The sequence below is a fragment of the Streptomyces flavalbus genome, from assembly GCF_042674625.1.
Lineage (GTDB): Bacteria > Actinomycetota > Actinomycetes > Streptomycetales > Streptomycetaceae > Streptomyces > Streptomyces flavalbus.
Genome location: NZ_JBHTEB010000001.1, coordinates 3,572,149 through 3,587,521, shown reverse-complemented (window position 1 = coordinate 3,587,521; position 15,373 = coordinate 3,572,149). Strand labels below are relative to the sequence as shown.

Below are 15,373 nucleotides of genomic sequence, written 5' to 3'. Positions count from 1 at the left end.
GGCGCGCGGGAGGATCGGCGGCGACGGGTGGGTAACCAGGTGGGGGGACGACGCGGGCCGTTGGGTGAGGGGGCGGCTCGGACGGCCTTCCGGCAATCCTCGCAAGCCTCGCATTTTCGGTATGTCCACTGGGCATTGATCTTCACGGCCGGAATCCTTCGGTGCCCGGCACTGGCCGGTGCCCGACGGGTCCCGGCCGGGAAGACACGTCAACTCGGTGCGCGGGCAGGCACCGCAGCCACAGGGGGTTACGCCATGGCCGCAAGGCCGCTTGTCGCGCGGCAGCCGAACGAACGGTTGCAGGCGCTCATCCAGGAAGCCGGTTGCTCGAACGCCGGGCTGGCCCGCAGGGTCAACATGTGCGGCGCCGAGCACGGACTCGACCTGCGGTACGACAAAACGTCCGTGGCCCGTTGGCTGCGCGGTCAGCAGCCGCGTGGTCGGGCCCCGGCGATCATCGCAGAGGCGCTCGGGCGCAAACTCGGCCGTACGGTCACGATCGACGAGATCGGCATGGCCAACGGCAAGAACCTCGCGTCCGGCGTCGGCCTCCAGTTCTCGCCGACGGTACTGGGAGCCATCGAGCAGGTCTGCGAGCTGTGGCGCAGCGACGTGGGGCGCCGGGACTTCCTGTCCGGCTCCTCCGTCGCCGCGTCCGCGCTGGTCGAGCCCAGCCGGGACTGGCTGATCTCCGCGCCGGACTCCCAGGTGTCCCGCTCGGCGGGCCCGCGCGTGGGGCCGTCCGACGTGGCGGCCGTCCGCGCGATGACCCAGGCGCTGGTCGACCTGGACCACCAGTACGGCAGCGGGCACGTGCGGCCCGTCGTCGTGCACTACCTCAACAGCGTCGTCTCCGGGCTGCTCGCGGGCTCCTACCGGGAGTCCGTCGGGCGTGACCTGTTCGCCGCGGTCGCCCGGCTGACGGAGCTGGCCGGGTACATGGCCGTCGACACCGGCCAGCCGGGGCTGGCGCAGCGGTACTACATCCAGGCGCTGCGCCTCGCGCAGGCCGCCGGGGACCGCGGGTACGGCGGCTATGTGCTGGCGGCGTCCATGAGCCACCTCGCGGCCCAACTGGGCAACCCGCGGGAGATCGCGCAGCTCGCGCGGGCGGCGCAGGAGGGGGCCCGCGGGCGGGTGACCCCGCGCGCGGAGGCGATGTTCCACGCCGCGGAGGCCCGCGGGCACGCCGTCCTCGGGGACGCGCGGGCCGCGCAGGCGGCGACGGGGCGGGCGGTGAGCGCGATGGAGCAGGCCGCCGGCGCCTCCGGGGACGACCCCGCGTGGATCGCGCACTTCGACGAGGCGTACCTCGCGGACGAGTTGGCGCACTGCCACCGTGACCTCGGTCACGCCGCCTCGGCGGCGCGGTACGCGCAGGAGTCCCTGGCCGGGCATCCCGAGGGCCGCGCCCGTCGACGGGCCATCGGCTACGTCCTGCTGGCCACCGCGCAGGTCCAGCAGCGCGAGGTCGAGCAGGCGTGCCACACGGGCCTGAAGGCGGTGGAACTCCTGGAGACCCTGCGCTCCAACCGGGGCGCCGAGTACCTGGAGGACTTCCAGCAGCGCCTTGAGCCGTTCCGGGACGAGCCCGTGGTGCGGGAGTTCGGGGCGCGACTGGAGTTGCAGGCGGCGGCCTGAGGGTCGACCGCTACTCAAGGGTCAGTTGAGACGGCGGCTGGGTTTGTAACGGTGGTCACAGGGAAGGAGGCCCGGTTCTGTCCTGCGTGGCATGGGACTTGGGGGACCCGGTAGCGTGAGCCGACGATTCCGAAGGTCCCCCATTCGTAGGAGTCCCGGTGACGCAGAGTGGACAGGGCGAGGAGCCCTCGGCGCGAACCGCGCACGAAGGCATCGTGCTGCCCTCCGACGGTGGCGAACCGCTGCTGCCGGGTACGACGGCAGGGCCCGGTGGCCCGCGGCACACCGCCCCGCCCGCGGGACAGACCTGGGGCCAGCCCTGGGGCCCCGCCGGGGGAGAGCAGTACCCGGCCCCCGCCCAGCCCCAGGCCCAGCCGCCCGCGCAGCCCCAGGCGGGCGGCTGGGGCGCGCCGCCCGCCGAACCGCAGCAGTGGGGCGCGCCGTCCCAGGGCGCGCCGGGCCCGCTGCCCCCGGAGGCGGCGCCCGCGCCGTCGTACGGCCAGCCCGACCAGGCGACGCAGTACCTGCCCCCGGTCCGGCCCGCCGCCCCCGCCGAGGACGGCGCCACCCAGTACCTGCCCCCGGTCCCCTCGCACGGCGGCCCCCAGCCCGCCGACGAGGGCGCGACGCAGTACCTGCCCCCGGTGGGCCCCGGCGCCCTGCCCCCGGAGATGCCCCCGGCCCCGCAGCACGGCACCGGTCAGCCCCACCACCAGGCGCCCCAGCCGTACGGCGGTCACGCCGCCGCCCCGCAGCCCCCCGCGGAGACGACGCAGTACCTGGGCCGCGCCCAGCGTCCGGGAACCGCTCCCGCGGGCCCCGACGCCGAGGCCACCCAGTACATACCGCCGGTGGCCGCGGGCACCCCCTACGGCCACCAGGGCCAGAGCGAGGACCGGCAGCCGCCCGCCGAGTTCGAGGGCCTCTTCCGCAGCGACCCGGGCGGCGCCGCGCCCGCCGGGGCCACCCAGCAACTGCCCCGCTTCGAGGAACCGCCCGCGCACTACGCCCCGCAGCCGGACCACTACGCCGCTCAGGGCGCGTACGACCCGCCGGGCGGCGGCCGGGGACGGCGTGCCGGGCGTGACGACGACGGCGGCGGCCGGGGCGGCCGTACCGGGTCGAAGGTGCCGCTGTTCGCCGCCGTGGGCATCGCCATCGCGGTCGTCGGGGTCGGCGCGGGCGCGCTGCTCGGCGGCGGCGGGGACGAGCAGTCCGACGGCTCCAAGACCGTCTCCGCGACGGCGCCCGCGACGGAGGAGACCTCCGCGTCGCCGTCCCCGACCGTCGACCCGGCCCGCCAGCAGGCCGAGGAGCTGGACAAGCTGCTGGCCGACAGCGGCGACAGCCGGGCCGCGGTGATCAAGGCCGTCGGTGAGGTGAAGTCCTGCACCAACCTCGCCGGGGCCGCCAAGTCGCTCCGGGACGCCGCCGCGCAGCGCACCGGCCTGGTGACCAGCCTGTCCGGGCTCTCGGTCGACAAGCTGCCCCACCACGGCGAGCTGACCACCGCCCTCACCAAGGCGTGGCAGGCGTCCGCGTCGGCGGACAACCACTACGCGGCGTGGGCCGACCAGGTCGCCGCCAACAAGAAGCTGTGCCGCAAGGGCCAGGCGAGCGGCACCGGCCAGACCGCCGCGGGCAACCGCCAGAGCGGTATCGCCAGCGAGCAGAAGACCAAGGCCGCCGGGCTGTGGAACTCCATCGCGAAGTCGTACGGCCTCACCGAACGGCAGCCCACCCAGCTGTGAGGCCCGCGGGCGCCGTCGCCGTCAGTTGACGTCGGCGCCCTGGAGGATCTCGGTCACGTCGGTGAACCCCTTGCGGGCCGCCACCAGCCGCCCGTCGCGGACGACCTGGAGGGTGACGTCGGCGTTGACGAGCCGGGGGAAGCCCACGGAGGCCAGCCGGTCCTGGAACTTCCAGCGCAGCGGCGGCGTGAGCCCACCCGTGTCGATCCGGAACCCGCTGTCCAGCTTCCGCCGTACCGTGTCCGCGGACACCTCCCCGTCGCCGAGGTCGGCGACGACGGCCTGGAAGACGGTGTAGGCGATCCAGGTGGTCTGCGCCCCGGCGTCCGCCGGGTCGATGCGGTTGTCCGCGAACGCCTGCTCGCTGACGACCTTCTTCATGTCGTCCCACCGCTTGTCGCTCGCCACCGGGTACCAGCCGGTGACGTACGCCCCCTCGTACGGCCCCGCGCCGCCGCCGGACGCGTTGACGACGGTCTGGTCGGCGCTGCCCAGCACGGTCCCGGTGCGCACCTCGGGGAAGTCGGCGCGGGCGCGCCGGAAGGAGTCCATGAAGGTGCTGGTGCGGTCCCCGAGCGCGGGCACCACGCACCCCTTCTCCGCGTCGTCGCCCGCGGTGTCCCCGGCGTTCCCGGCACCCGTGCCGCCGTCGGTGACCGCGGTGCCGGACGACTGCTCGGCGCTGTCGGCGGTCGCCTCTTCGAGCGCCTGCTGGGACTGCTCGGAGTACTCGGTGGCGTCCTCCGCCGCCCGTACGTCCTTGACGGGCTCGTGCCCCTGCGCCTCCAGGCCGGAGTTCAGCATCGCGGGCAGCTCGTCACCGGCGATGGTGTCGGGCCGTACCAGCGTGACCGGCCCGCAGTCCGGGGCCAGCGCGTCGCCGAGACCGGCGAGCAGCACCGGCTGGCCGCCGTTGACCGGGTAGGACAGCGGGCTGGTGAACTCGGCGTTCGTGATGCCGTAGCCGCCGATGTAGGGGATTCCGGCGCCTTCGAGGATGGGGAAGAAGGAGTCCGCGTGCTGGCTGTAGGAGCCGAGGACGGCGACGACGTCCTCGTGGACGGCGCGGCGCGCGCACTTCGCGGCGGCCAGGCTCTCGTTGTGGTCGTTGCAGAGCAGGACCCTCAGCTTGCGGCCGTTGATGCCGCCCTGGCTGTTGACCCAGCGGGCGTACGCCTGCGCGAGGGCGGGCATCCCCGGTTTGTTGGTCGCGGCCGTGTCCGTCGGGGCCCAGGTCATGACGGTGATCGTGTCGTCCCCGGAGCCCCCCGTGACCCCGGGGACGACCCCGCAGCCGACGGCGAGCGACGCGCACGCCACCAGCGCCCCCACGCCGCGTGCGGCTGCTCGGACGGGCTGGGGAGGAGTGAGGCGGAATGTGCTGCGGATGCGTGGCCTGCCGGTCATGTCTCCGCACGATTCCGCCACACGGCCAACCTGGAAGTGACCCTTGGTCAACGCTCGGTGACGTGGAGGTGAATTGCGGGGGCTGGTGAGGCCCGTGAGACGAAGAACGTACGATCGATGACCGTGCAAGGTACGGAGAACCCTTCCCGTCGCGGCCGTCGCTCCACCACCATGGGCGGTATGCCACTCAACGACATGCCGTGGTGGCGCTGGCGCAGCAATGTGCGCTCCGCGCTGCACATGCTCTCCGATCCGGCGTTCCAGCGGGACGTCTGGCTGTCCGGGGTCGACGGCTACGGCGACGTCACCGACGCCGTGTACCGGCTGGTCGAGGACACCTGGCTGGACCACTGGTCCGCCGAGAAGTACGTCGGCACGATCTTCCGCGACTCGCAGGAGGCCGCCCTCGTCGACACCGCCGTGCTGCGGGTGCTGCGGATCATGCACCAGGTCGGCCCGGACGCGCCGGTCACCTCCTACGTCGAGCACCAGGGCTGGCCGGACGCGGTGCGTGCCGCGCGGGACGCGCACGTACGGATGGCGACGAGCGACGGCGAGGACCCGGACGCCCCGCCGCGCACCCTTGAGGTGCTGCGCATCCTGACCCGGTCCGCGTAGCGGGACGGCTGCCCGGCGCCGGGGCCGGTATGCGACCCTGTGCTGCATGAACGAGCAGTCCGCCCCCGCCGAGGCCCCGGCCGACCAGTACGTCCTCATCCTGTCCTGCCCCGACAAGCAGGGCATCGTGCACGCCGTCTCCAGCTACCTGTTCATGACCGGCTGCAACATCGAGGACAGCCAGCAGTTCGGCGACCACGACACGGGACTGTTCTTCATGCGGGTCCACTTCTCGGCGGAGGCGCCGGTGACCGTGGACAAGCTGCGGGCCAGCTTCGCGGCGATCGGTGACTCCTTCCACATGGACTGGCAGATCCACCGGGCCGAGGAGAGGATGCGGGTCCTGCTGATGGTCAGCAGGTTCGGGCACTGCCTGAACGACCTGCTCTTCCGCGCCCGGATCGGCGCGCTGCCGGTGGAGATCGCGGCGGTGGTGTCCAACCACACCGACTTCGCCGAACTCGTGGGCTCCTACGGCATCCCGTTCCACCACGTCCCGGTGACCAAGGACACCAAGGCGGAGGCGGAGGCGCGGCTGCTGGACATCGTCCGCGCGGAGGACGTGGAGCTGGTCGTCCTCGCGCGGTACATGCAGGTCCTCTCCGACGACCTGTGCAAGCAGCTCAGCGGGCGGATCATCAACATCCACCACTCCTTCCTGCCGAGCTTCAAGGGCGCCAAGCCGTACCACCAGGCGCACGCCCGGGGCGTGAAGCTGATCGGCGCCACCGCCCACTACGTCACCGCCGACCTCGACGAGGGCCCGATCATCGAACAGGAGGTCGAGCGGGTCGGCCACGACGTCACCCCGGAGCAGTTGGTGGCGATCGGCCGGGACGTGGAGTGCCAGGCGCTCGCGCGCGCGGTGAAGTGGCACGCGGAGCGCCGGATCCTGCTGAACGGGCGCCGCACGGTGGTGTTCGCCTAGGCACGCCTGAGCACGCCGGGCGCCCGCGGGGGAGCCCGCCGGGGCGCCCGCGGGGGAGCCCGCGCCTACATCCTGCTCAGCGCCGCCGCCGCGAACAGCACCTCCCTGATCGCGGACCGGTCACCGAGCTGCCCGGCCACCGCCTCCTCCGGGGGCACGTGCCCCGCGGCCAGACGGCAGAACTCCACCCCGTCGAGGGCGACGTGCGCCACCTCGTGCTCGGCGGAGCCCACCGCCGCCGGGGAGTCCAGCGGGATCAGCCACTCGCCCCCGCCCGACCCCTCGATCTCCAGCCGTAGAGTGCGCCCGGGCTCCCCCGCGGCGACGAGGTGCGGGGCGCTCCCGGGGGCGGCCAGCCCGGCCCGGCGCCGCGCGGCGAGCGCGCCCGGCAGCAGCCGGGCCGCGAGGTCGACCATCTGGTGCAGGTGGCGCGGGGACGGCGGGGCGTACGGGTAGTCCACCGCCTCCGCGATGTCCTCCGCGTGCACCCAGCACTCGAACGCCCGGTCGATCATGGCGTCCCGCAGCGGCAGCTCGAACGTGCCGTACGACACCCCAAGGCCGCCGCCCGCCGCGCTCCCGCCCGTGAAGGCGACCGTCCGGACGACGTCATGGCTCTGCTCCCGCCAGGGCGCCCGCACCGACCGGGTGGGCGGGAAGTGCGCCGCCCGCCAGTAGGCGTCGGTGCGCCCGGTGGGCGTGGGCGGGTCGGCGGTGAGGTCACCGAGCGGGTCGTCGAGCCCGAGGGCCACGGCGACCAGCCCGTCCACGGCCAGGAGGTGCGCGATGACCCCGGCGACGGTGGTGCGGCGGCTGGTGCCCGCCTGACCGGCGAACCAGCGCAGCCGTACCGGCGCGTGCCACTCGGCGTCCCCGAAGTCCTGGAGCAGGGCGTCGAGACGCGCGGTCTCGGCGTCGTACGGCATGGCCCAGCCGGGCACCGGGATGCGCGGGGGCCGCCGGTCCAGGCAGGACTGCAGGACGCGGGTGCGCAGCGCCGGGTCCAGGTCGAGGCTCTCGGAGGGGTGCAGCAGGCCGACGGCCTCACGCAGCCGGAGCGCCTCCTCGGCGCAGTTGCCGCAGTCACCGAGGTGCTCCTCGACGGCGGCGGCCTCCTCCGGTGAGCAGGCGGCCAGCGCCCACGCGCCCAGCAGCGACTTCAGTACGGGGTGCGGCAGCGCGAGCGGGGCGGGGGTCACCGTCTCGGCGGGCAGGTCCGCGAGGGCGGGCAGGGGCCGTCCGGTGTCCTCGACGGAGGCGCGGGGGAAGGGTATGCGGGGTGGCGGCCGGTCGCCGTCACCGGAGCCATGGCCGCCGTCGGCGCCGCTGCCGTCCCCGGTCCCGTCGGGTCCCTTCGCGCGGCCCCGCTGGCCGCGCGGGCCCCGGCCTTCCTCCTGTTCCTGCTCCCGTCCCCGTCCCTGCTCGCGCTCCTTCTCCTCGTCCTTGGTCTCGTTGATCTCGTACGTCTCGTAGGTCTCGTAGGTCTCCGTCTCGTAGGTCTCGTCGTCGAAGTCCCCGGCTCCGGCCCCGTCCTTGTCGTACGCCCCGAACCGGTCGGCCTCGCTCACACCGCACCCCCGTACCCGTGCGGTCCTGGCGGTGCGCCGGGGGTTCCGGCGTCGTGGGCCGTGGAGAGCAGTTGCAGGCCGAGGCGGAGGCGGCGGCGGGCCTCGTCCTCGGTGACGCCGAGGTCGAGGGCGGTCTGGCGGTAGTCGCGGCGCTGGAAGTAGGCGAGGTCCAGGGCGGCGCGCAGCGGGGCGGGCATGGACTGGACGATGTAGTCGGCGCGGGCGGCGACGGAGGCGCGGCGGACCTTGCGCTCCAGTTCCTCCGAGGTGGCGGGGCCGTCGCCGTCGGCCAGCGCGGCGGTCTCGGTGGCGCGCAGCCGCTGGACGGCGAGCCGGTGGGTGAGGGCGGCGACCCAGGAGCGCAGGGGGCCCTGCTTGGGGTCGTAGGCGTCGGGGTGCTCCCAGACGTGGGCGAAGACCTCGCGGGTGACGCGGTCGGCGGCGCGCTCGTCGCCGAGGACGCGGTGGGCGAGGCCGTGCACCAGGGAGGCGAAGCGGTCGTACAGCTCGCCGAGGGCGGCTGCCTCACCGCGGGCGAGGCGCTGCTGCATCTTGCGGTCCCAGCGGGGCGGTGCGTCCCGGTGCGCCATGCTGCCCCCTCCCCGTGCTCCCTGCCCCGTGCCTGGTCCGTGCTTCCCGTTCCAGCCTGCGGCCGGTGTCCTCTCGAATGTAGTCGGCATGTCTGACAACGCACGCCCCTTTATGGCAATGTGCGCCCCCCGGCGGCCTGTTGGTGATAGTGGACCTTTGCCACGTCTTTCGGCTTCTGTCGTGCCTACCCGCCCTCTGTCTGATCAGACATGGACCTAGCCTGTTTGGAATGCGATCGAACCGGATCGGAGCCGACTGAAACAAGCCTTTGCCGAAGGGAACCTGTTTCTCCGGTGGTGTTTCAGGGAACGGCCGCTGGGCAGCCGCGCAGGCAGGAAAACGTAGGAGCTGCCTCCGGTTCCGAGGCTGGACTGCTGGACGGTCCGACGAGTGAAGGGCGTGGTGGTGGCGTTCAATGTGACCGGCGACGAGCGGGGCCACTGGGCCGTGCTGCATGTGTCGGGCGAGCTGGACCTGGTGACGTCGCCGGTGCTGCGGCAGCGGGTGCACGACGCGGTGGCCGAGGGCCGCCACAGTCTCGTCCTCGATCTGTCCGAGGTGTTCTTCTGCGATTCCAGCGGGGTCGGCGTGCTCATCGCCTCCCGCCGGCTGCTGCGGTCCTGCCAGGGGCGGCTGCGGCTGATACTCCCCGCGCAGGGCGCGGTCGACGGCAGCCACGTCAACCGGGTGCTGGGCGCCCTGGGCGTGCGCAGGCTGTTCGACGTGCACGCCGACCTCGACTCGGCGCTGACGGAGGAGTCCCGGCCGCTGTCGGCCTGAGCACGCCCGCGTGTGCCACACCGTTGTGCCAAAGTTCCCCCAGTCTTGGCACAACCGTGGTTTTTCACCGCCGCGCCCGCCGCCGCCGTCGTACGCTCCCTGCCAGACGCACCCCACCTGACATGCGACGACGTAAGGCGGCTCGGAGAGACATGGCCAGCAGCGAGTACGAGCGCAGGATCGCGGCCCGTTTCGCGATCTTCGACCAGGACGGCAACGGCTCCATCGACCGGGAGGACTTCAGCGGCGCGGCCAAGGCGCTGCTCGCGGAGTTCGGCACGGCGGCCCGCTCCGACAAGGGGCAGGCGCTGTACGGCGGCGCCGAGGCGTTCTGGCAGGGCATGGCCGGGATAGCGGACCGGGACGGCGACCAGCGCATCACCCGGGACGAGTTCGTCGGCGGCGCCGTCAAGCGGCTGCGGGACAACCCCGACCGGTTCGCCGAGATCGCCCGCCCCTTCCTGCACGCCGCCCTCGACGTCGCGGACGCGGACGGCGACGGCGCGGCGACCGTGGCGGACGTCACGCGCGTGCTGACCGCGCTGGGGGTGCCCGAGGACATCGCGCGGCCGGTCGCCACGGCCCTCGACGCCGACGGTGACGGCAAGGTGGGGGAGTCGGAGATCGTGCCCGCCTTCGCCCGGTACTTCACGGTTCCCGAGTGACCGTACCGCCGTCCTCCGCGCGCCCGTAGCGGTCGCGGAGCTGGTACTCGAGCCCCTTTCGCGGCGTCTCGTCGCGCGGCAGGGCGTCGACCACTTCCAGCCGTTCCGGCAGCTTGTGCGCGGCCGGCCCCGCCGCGCGCAGGTACGCCGTCACCGCCGCCAGGGCCAGCGGGGCGGCGCCCGGCGGCTGTCCGACCACCGCGCACACCCGCTCCCCGCGCTCGGCGTCGGGCAGCCCGATAACTGCTCGCGCGGGACCTGCTGTCCGGGCCTTCTCGATAAGCGACCCGCCAATGTCGCGGATCGTGGCATCCCGTTTTCACGGAGCGTTGATATCGGCTCGTGTCGCAGGCGTGACTCGTCACGTCCTGGAGTCGGAGTCCGGCTCCGGTACCTTGTGTGGGATGCGAGTGGTTCCGGGCACCTGGCGTGCCGGTGGTGACCAGGAGGGCCTTGCGTCCCCCAGTTGTTCGACTCCCCGGAGTGGGCGTCGCACAGTATCGCGCACGGGTACTCCTTCGCGCTGGAATATGCCCGAAGCGCTTGTTGGCGTGACGGTACGTCAACCATGCTGTCCCGCAAGGAATTCACGTTCCGTGATCCTTGCTCTGGTCGTTGTTCTGGCCATGCGGAAAATGGCTACGATCGTGGCCCTCGTGAGGCGCGAGCCTCGGTGTCCATCGGTTCGGATGGTGTGAGCGGTGCAGGTGCTTCGAGCGCAGTTGGAGATCCGGCCCGACCCCGCTGAAGTGGGGCGCGCCCGGAGGTGGGCCCGGTCGCGGCTCGCCGGGTCGGGCATACAGGCCGACGAACCGCTCGCCGAGAACCTGATCCTGCTCGTCTCCGAACTGGTCACCAACGCCGTGGTGCACACCGGCTGTCCGGCCGTACTGCGGCTGTGCCTGCCCGAGGAGGTCGCCGAGTCCGCGACCGTCCGCCTTGAGGTGGCCGACTTCAGCACGCGCGCGCCGGTGCCCCGCTGGGTCGACGGCGAGGCGACCGGCGGCCGGGGGCTCGCCCTCGTCGACGGGCTCGCGGACCGCTGGGGCTGGTCCCCCGAGGGCGTCGGCAAGCGCATCTGGTGCGAACTGGACCGCTGTTCCGGCGCCGACGGGCGCTCGGTGGCGTACGCGGGTGGCGCGCTGCCGACGTGCCAGGGGTACGAGGGGTACGAAGGGCTGGCGTACGAGGCGGTGTAGCGCTGTGCGCCCGGGGCGTGCTTCCGTGCGCGTGCGCTGCAAAAAGGGCGTAAGTAATAAAACTCCGAACAGGTGTTGACGTGGCGTGTCCGTTTCCTCACGCTTGTGGGCAGCGATTCGCCGTGAGGGGACGACGAGGACTCTGGTGACGGGAGCCCTCGACGAGTGTGGGTCGTGAATCGGCGTCGGTCCCCTCAGGGCGCGGGGAAATCACGGGGCGGCTGCGCCGAGCCGGATGGCGGCGCGCGAGTCCCGCTCGCGGCGGAGGACGTCTCGCGCGGGTGACGCCGCGCCGCCAACCGGAATCCCCGCCCAGAGGAACCGGCCGGACGGCCCGGCATCTCCGGCCCGTTTCTCCACAGGCTGTGGACAATTCCTCCAGGTTCCGGTTCCGCCCCTGGAGCGCATCCCCATCTCCGTCGATTGCTCCGTGCGCACCAGCACGACGTCACCCGCGCGCACCCGCACCGTGACGGGCGCCGGACGCGGCATCGGCCGGGCGGTCGCGCTCGCGGCGGCTACCGAGGGCGCGCGGGGTGTCGACGCTCGCCCAGCAGGTCGGCTTCACGGCGGAGCTGGCCCGGGTCGTCCGCGCGGCGAGACGGGACACCGCCGTCGCCTTCGGCGCCACCGACTTCCGCACCTCGGCGGACGGCGTGCGGGAGATCCTGCCCAGGGGTGCCGACCAGGTCTTCGAGTGCCTGGCCCGCGCGGTGGTCACGTTCTGACGCCCTCGGAGCGGACGGGGGCGGTACCCGCGCGGAAGGTGCGCCGGTAGGCCGTAGGGGTGACGCCCAACGCCGCCTGGAGGTGCTGGCGCATCGACTGGGCGGTGCCGAAGCCCGCCTCGCGGGCCACCTGGTCCACGGACAGGTCGGTGGACTCCAGCAGGTGCCGGGCCCGCTCCACGCGCTGCTGGGTGAGCCACTGGCCGGGGCTGACGCCGGTCTCCTCGCGGAAGCGGCGGGTGAACGTCCGTACCGACATCGACTCCCGCGCGGCCATGTCCCGGAGCTGGATCGGCTCCCCGAGGCGGCCGAGCGCCCACGCGCGGGCGCTCGTCGTGGTCGCGGACTGCGGATCGGGCACCGGCCGCTCGATGTACTGCGCCTGCCCGCCGTCGCGGTGCGGCGGTACGACGGTGCGGCGGGCCACCTCGTTGGCGACGGCGGCGCCGTGGTCGCGGCGCACCATGTGCAGGCACAGGTCGATCCCGGCGGCGACGCCCGCCGAGGTGAGCACGTCGCCGTCGTCGATGAACAGCACGTCCGGGTCGACCCGCACCTTGGGGAACATCCGCTGGAACCGGTCGGCGTCGGCCCAGTGCGTGGTCGCCGGGCGGCCGTCCAGGTAACCGGCGACGGCGAGGACGTACACGCCGGTGCAGATGGAGGCCATGCGGGTGCCGGGGCGGACGCGGGCGAGGGCGGCGGCCAGTTCGGGGGTCGGCACGCCGTCGTCGAAGACCGGCCCGAGTTCGTACGACGCCGGGACGATGACCGTGTCGGCGGTGGCGAGGGCCTCGGGCCCGTGCTTGACCTGGATGGCGAAGTCGGCGTCGGTGTCGACCGGCCCGGGCGGGCGGACGGAGCAGGTGACGACCTCGTACAGGGGGCGCCCCGAGGCGTCGCGGGGGCGGCCGAAGATGCGGTGCGGGATGCCGAGTTCGAAGGGGAGCAGGCCGTCGAGGGCGAGGACGACGACGCGGTGCGGGCTGCTCGCGGGGGTCTGGTCGGCCGTGTCCATGGCCCGATCCTAACGAATGCTGTCCTCCGGGCCACTCGATGGAGCGGATCACTGACCCGAAGCTGTATGACGTGACCCAGACAACCGATGCAGCCGTCACGCGCGAACAGGACGGCACCCCGCCGAAGTCCCCCCGCGTCCACTGGGCGTGGTTCGCCGCCGCCGTCACCTTCGTGACGATCATCGGCGCCGCGGCCTTCCGCTCCCTGCCGGGCCTCCTCATCGACCCGCTGCACCAGGAGTTCGGCTGGTCACGCGGCACCATCGGCGCGGCGGTCTCCGTCAACCTCGCGCTCTACGGGCTCACCGCGCCGTTCGCCGCCGCGCTGATGGACCGGTTCGGCATCCGGCGCGTGGTCGCCGTCGCGCTGACGGTGATCGCGGTCGGCTCCGGCGCCACCGTGTGGATGACGGCGGCGTGGCAGCTCATCCTCTGCTGGGGCCTGCTGGTCGGGCTGGGCAGCGGCTCCATGGCGCTCGCGTTCGCCGCGACCGTCACCAACCGCTGGTTCACCGAACGGCGCGGCCTGGTCACCGGCATCCTCACCGCCGCCTCCGCCTCCGGACAGCTCATCTTCCTGCCGCTGCTGTCCTGGATCGTCGAGACCCACGACTGGCGCCCGGCCGCCGTCACGGTGTCGCTCGCCGCCCTCGCCGTCGTCCCCTTCGTCTGGCTGCTGCTGCGCGACCACCCGGCGGACGTGGGGCTGCGGCCCTACGGCGCCACCGAGTTCGTACCCAAGCCGGAGCCCGTGCCGGGCGCCGCCCGCCGTGCCGTGACGGTGCTGCTGTCGGCGGCCCGCACCGGGCCCTTCTGGCTGCTCGCGGGCACCTTCGCGATCTGCGGCGCCTCCACCAACGGGCTGATCCAGACCCACTTCGTGCCCGCGGCGCACGACCACGGGATGCCGATCACCGCGGCGGCCTCGCTGCTCGCCGTCGTCGGGATCTTCGACGTGGTCGGCACGGTGGCCTCCGGCTGGTTCACGGACCGCTTCGACGCGCGCCGCCTGCTGGCCACGTACTACGCCCTGCGCGGCGTCTCGCTGCTCTTCCTGCCGATCCTGCTCGCGCCGAGCGTGCACCCGCCGATGGTGTTCTTCATCGTCTTCTACGGCCTCGACTGGGTCGCCACCGTCCCGCCGACCATGGCCCTGTGCCGGGAGCACTACGGCGACGACTCCGCGATCGTCTTCGGCTGGGTCCTCGCCTCCCACCAGGTCGGCGCCGCGCTGGTGGCCTGGCTGGGCGGGGTCGCGCGGGACGTCTTCGGGGCGTACGACGTCGTCTGGTACGCCTCCGGCGCGCTGTGCGCTGCGGCGGCCCTGCTGTCGCTGGTGATCCGGCGCCGGGCGCCTATGCCGGTGGCCGCGTGAACCGGCCCCGGTGGAACAGCGGCGGCGGCCCCTCGGGGACGGGGGCGCCGGACGCGAGCACCCCCGCGAGCCGGGGCGCCCCGGACACCGGCGCCGCCCGTTAGGCGGGGGCTGGGCGTACGCTCCGGCGCGTGGGGTGGGGAGAGCCGGTGGGCAGGGGCAGGGGCAGGGGCATACGGCAGCGGGTGCGGCGGGCGCGCGCCGCCTGGAACACCGTCGACGTCAACGCGTCCGCGGCCGGGAGCGCGGCCCAGGGCCCCGCGGTGCTGCTGCTGTGGTCCCTCGCGCGGATGGCGGGCGATCCGTACGGCGTCGGCTACGGCGGCGCCCTGCTGTTGCTGCCCTGCGTGTGCGTCCTGGGGTACGTGATGCTCCCGGTGCTGGGCCTGATCCACGTCGCGGTGCACATCGGTCCGGGCTGGCTGCTCGGCCGTGCGGTGGCGGCCCGCGCCCGGTCCGGCCGTCAGCACGCGTGGGCGTGGCACCTGCTGGGCACGACGGTCGTCGGCGCGGGCTGGGCGGTGGTCCTCGCGGTGCTGTGCGGCTGGCCGTTCGCCACGACGGCGGCGGTGTGCGCGGCCCTCGCGGCGGTGCCCGTGCTGTGGGCCGCCCAGGCGCGGCGCCGGGCCAGGGTCTTCACGGCACCGCGCGGCCCCGTCGCCCTGTGGGGCACGTCCCTGCTCGCCTCGTTCGGGCTGGCCCTGCTCGCCTTCGGCGTCGCGGGGGTGGCCTCGGTGACGGGCCTGGGGCCGTTCAAGGAGTACGAGCCACCGGAGCTGTCCGCGGCGCAGGTCGCCGGTGTCTGGCGGGGCGAGGACGGGGCGGTGCTGCGGCTGCGCCCGGATGGCCGGGCCGACGCCACCAGACTGACGGCCGAGCCCTCCTACTCCGACTCCGACGACCGCGAGTACGTGGTGTGCGACGGCACCGGCCACTGGTCCTTCGTCACGGAGGGCCGTGACCGCGTCCTCGTACGGGTCGGTGGCGGCTGCGGCGAGGAGACGGAGTGGACGGTCATCGGCACCGAGCGCAGGCCCGAGCTGTTCCTGTTCGTCGGGGACCCGGACGCCGGGGACCTGCGCGTCCTGCGGCGCGACTGACCC

14 protein-coding genes and 1 pseudogene are annotated in these 15,373 nt (G+C 73.7%); 10 read left to right on the top strand and 5 right to left on the bottom strand.

Features of this window, described 5'->3' with window-relative positions; genetic code table 11:
- Positions 1-255: 255 nt before the first annotated feature.
- Both ACFQZ6_RS15970 and ACFQZ6_RS15965 read left to right on the top strand, forming a co-directional pair.
- Positions 256-1,641: a transcriptional regulator gene (locus ACFQZ6_RS15970; RefSeq protein WP_381609219.1), complete on the top strand. Its 1,386-nt coding sequence runs from the start codon at positions 256-258 to the stop codon at positions 1,639-1,641.
- A gap of 158 nt (positions 1,642-1,799) precedes the next feature.
- Positions 1,800-3,392: a hypothetical protein gene (locus ACFQZ6_RS15965; RefSeq protein WP_381609216.1), complete on the top strand. Its 1,593-nt coding sequence runs from the start codon at positions 1,800-1,802 to the stop codon at positions 3,390-3,392.
- A gap of 21 nt (positions 3,393-3,413) precedes the next feature.
- Here ACFQZ6_RS15965 and ACFQZ6_RS15960 read toward each other — a convergent pair whose 3' ends face one another.
- Positions 3,414-4,799, bottom strand: coding sequence for an ABC transporter substrate-binding protein (locus tag ACFQZ6_RS15960; protein WP_381609213.1), 1,386 nt, complete (start codon positions 4,797-4,799; stop codon positions 3,414-3,416).
- Between the two features lie 117 nt (positions 4,800-4,916).
- Between ACFQZ6_RS15960 and ACFQZ6_RS15955 the strand changes: the two genes are divergently transcribed.
- Entirely contained in the window at positions 4,917-5,417 is a 501-nt protein-coding gene (locus tag ACFQZ6_RS15955) for an SCO4402 family protein (RefSeq protein WP_381609211.1), read from the top strand.
- A gap of 46 nt (positions 5,418-5,463) precedes the next feature.
- Complete coding sequence (gene purU / locus ACFQZ6_RS15950; RefSeq protein ID WP_381609208.1) at positions 5,464-6,345, top strand: formyltetrahydrofolate deformylase; 882 nt, start codon at positions 5,464-5,466, stop codon at positions 6,343-6,345.
- Between the two features lie 65 nt (positions 6,346-6,410).
- On the opposite strand, the gene ACFQZ6_RS15945 is transcribed toward purU, so the two are convergent.
- Entirely contained in the window at positions 6,411-7,802 is a 1,392-nt protein-coding gene (locus ACFQZ6_RS15945; RefSeq protein ID WP_381618347.1) for a zf-HC2 domain-containing protein, read from the bottom strand.
- Positions 7,803-7,909: 107 nt separating this feature from the next.
- Positions 7,910-8,503: a sigma-70 family RNA polymerase sigma factor gene (locus ACFQZ6_RS15940; protein WP_381609205.1), complete on the bottom strand. Its 594-nt coding sequence runs from the start codon at positions 8,501-8,503 to the stop codon at positions 7,910-7,912.
- Between the two features lie 400 nt (positions 8,504-8,903).
- Between ACFQZ6_RS15940 and ACFQZ6_RS15935 the strand changes: the two genes are divergently transcribed.
- On the top strand, positions 8,904-9,284 hold the full coding sequence (locus ACFQZ6_RS15935) for an STAS domain-containing protein (RefSeq protein WP_381618344.1): 381 nt from the start codon (positions 8,904-8,906) through the stop codon (positions 9,282-9,284).
- 152 nt (positions 9,285-9,436) lie between these two features.
- On the top strand, positions 9,437-9,949 hold the full coding sequence (locus tag ACFQZ6_RS15930; RefSeq protein ID WP_381609202.1) for an EF-hand domain-containing protein: 513 nt from the start codon (positions 9,437-9,439) through the stop codon (positions 9,947-9,949).
- Here the strand turns inward: ACFQZ6_RS15930 and ACFQZ6_RS15925 are convergent.
- A pseudogene (locus tag ACFQZ6_RS15925) lies at positions 9,933-10,265 on the bottom strand (AMP-binding enzyme); the annotation flags it as partial. The gene ACFQZ6_RS15930 and the pseudogene ACFQZ6_RS15925 overlap by 17 nt on opposite strands.
- Positions 10,266-10,650: 385 nt before the next feature.
- Here ACFQZ6_RS15925 and ACFQZ6_RS15920 point away from each other — a divergent pair.
- Positions 10,651-11,148 carry an ATP-binding protein gene (locus tag ACFQZ6_RS15920; protein WP_381609199.1) on the top strand — a complete coding sequence of 166 codons (498 nt, stop codon included), beginning with the start codon at positions 10,651-10,653 and terminating at the stop codon, positions 11,146-11,148.
- 536 nt (positions 11,149-11,684) lie between these two features.
- Positions 11,685-11,876: a hypothetical protein gene (locus ACFQZ6_RS15915; RefSeq protein WP_381609195.1), complete on the top strand. Its 192-nt coding sequence runs from the start codon at positions 11,685-11,687 to the stop codon at positions 11,874-11,876.
- Here the strand turns inward: ACFQZ6_RS15915 and ACFQZ6_RS15910 are convergent.
- Positions 11,866-12,894, bottom strand: coding sequence for a GlxA family transcriptional regulator (locus tag ACFQZ6_RS15910; protein ID WP_381609193.1), 1,029 nt, complete (start codon positions 12,892-12,894; stop codon positions 11,866-11,868). The two genes, ACFQZ6_RS15915 and ACFQZ6_RS15910, sit on opposite strands and share 11 nt — an antisense overlap.
- A 71-nt stretch (positions 12,895-12,965) precedes the next feature.
- Between ACFQZ6_RS15910 and ACFQZ6_RS15905 the strand changes: the two genes are divergently transcribed.
- Positions 12,966-14,270 (top strand): MFS transporter, encoded by a 1,305-nt coding sequence (locus ACFQZ6_RS15905; protein WP_381609190.1) that lies wholly within the window; start codon positions 12,966-12,968, stop codon positions 14,268-14,270.
- A gap of 149 nt (positions 14,271-14,419) precedes the next feature.
- Positions 14,420-15,370, top strand: coding sequence for a hypothetical protein (locus ACFQZ6_RS15900; protein ID WP_381609187.1), 951 nt, complete (start codon positions 14,420-14,422; stop codon positions 15,368-15,370).
- The last annotated feature ends 3 nt before the right edge of the window (positions 15,371-15,373 follow it).

Bases quoted from the DNA above. Each gene is read 5' to 3' on its own strand.
- ACFQZ6_RS15970 (WP_381609219.1), top strand. From the start codon at position 256: ATGGCCGCAAGGCCGCTTGTCGCGCGGCAGCCGAACGAACGGTTGCAG.
- ACFQZ6_RS15960 (WP_381609213.1), bottom strand. From the start codon at position 4,799: ATGACCGGCAGGCCACGCATCCGCAGCACATTCCGCCTCACTCCTCCC.
- ACFQZ6_RS15955 (WP_381609211.1), top strand. From the start codon at position 4,917: ATGACCGTGCAAGGTACGGAGAACCCTTCCCGTCGCGGCCGTCGCTCC.
- purU (WP_381609208.1), top strand. From the start codon at position 5,464: ATGAACGAGCAGTCCGCCCCCGCCGAGGCCCCGGCCGACCAGTACGTC.
- ACFQZ6_RS15940 (WP_381609205.1), bottom strand. From the start codon at position 8,503: ATGGCGCACCGGGACGCACCGCCCCGCTGGGACCGCAAGATGCAGCAG.
- ACFQZ6_RS15930 (WP_381609202.1), top strand. From the start codon at position 9,437: ATGGCCAGCAGCGAGTACGAGCGCAGGATCGCGGCCCGTTTCGCGATC.
- ACFQZ6_RS15910 (WP_381609193.1), bottom strand. From the start codon at position 12,894: ATGGACACGGCCGACCAGACCCCCGCGAGCAGCCCGCACCGCGTCGTC.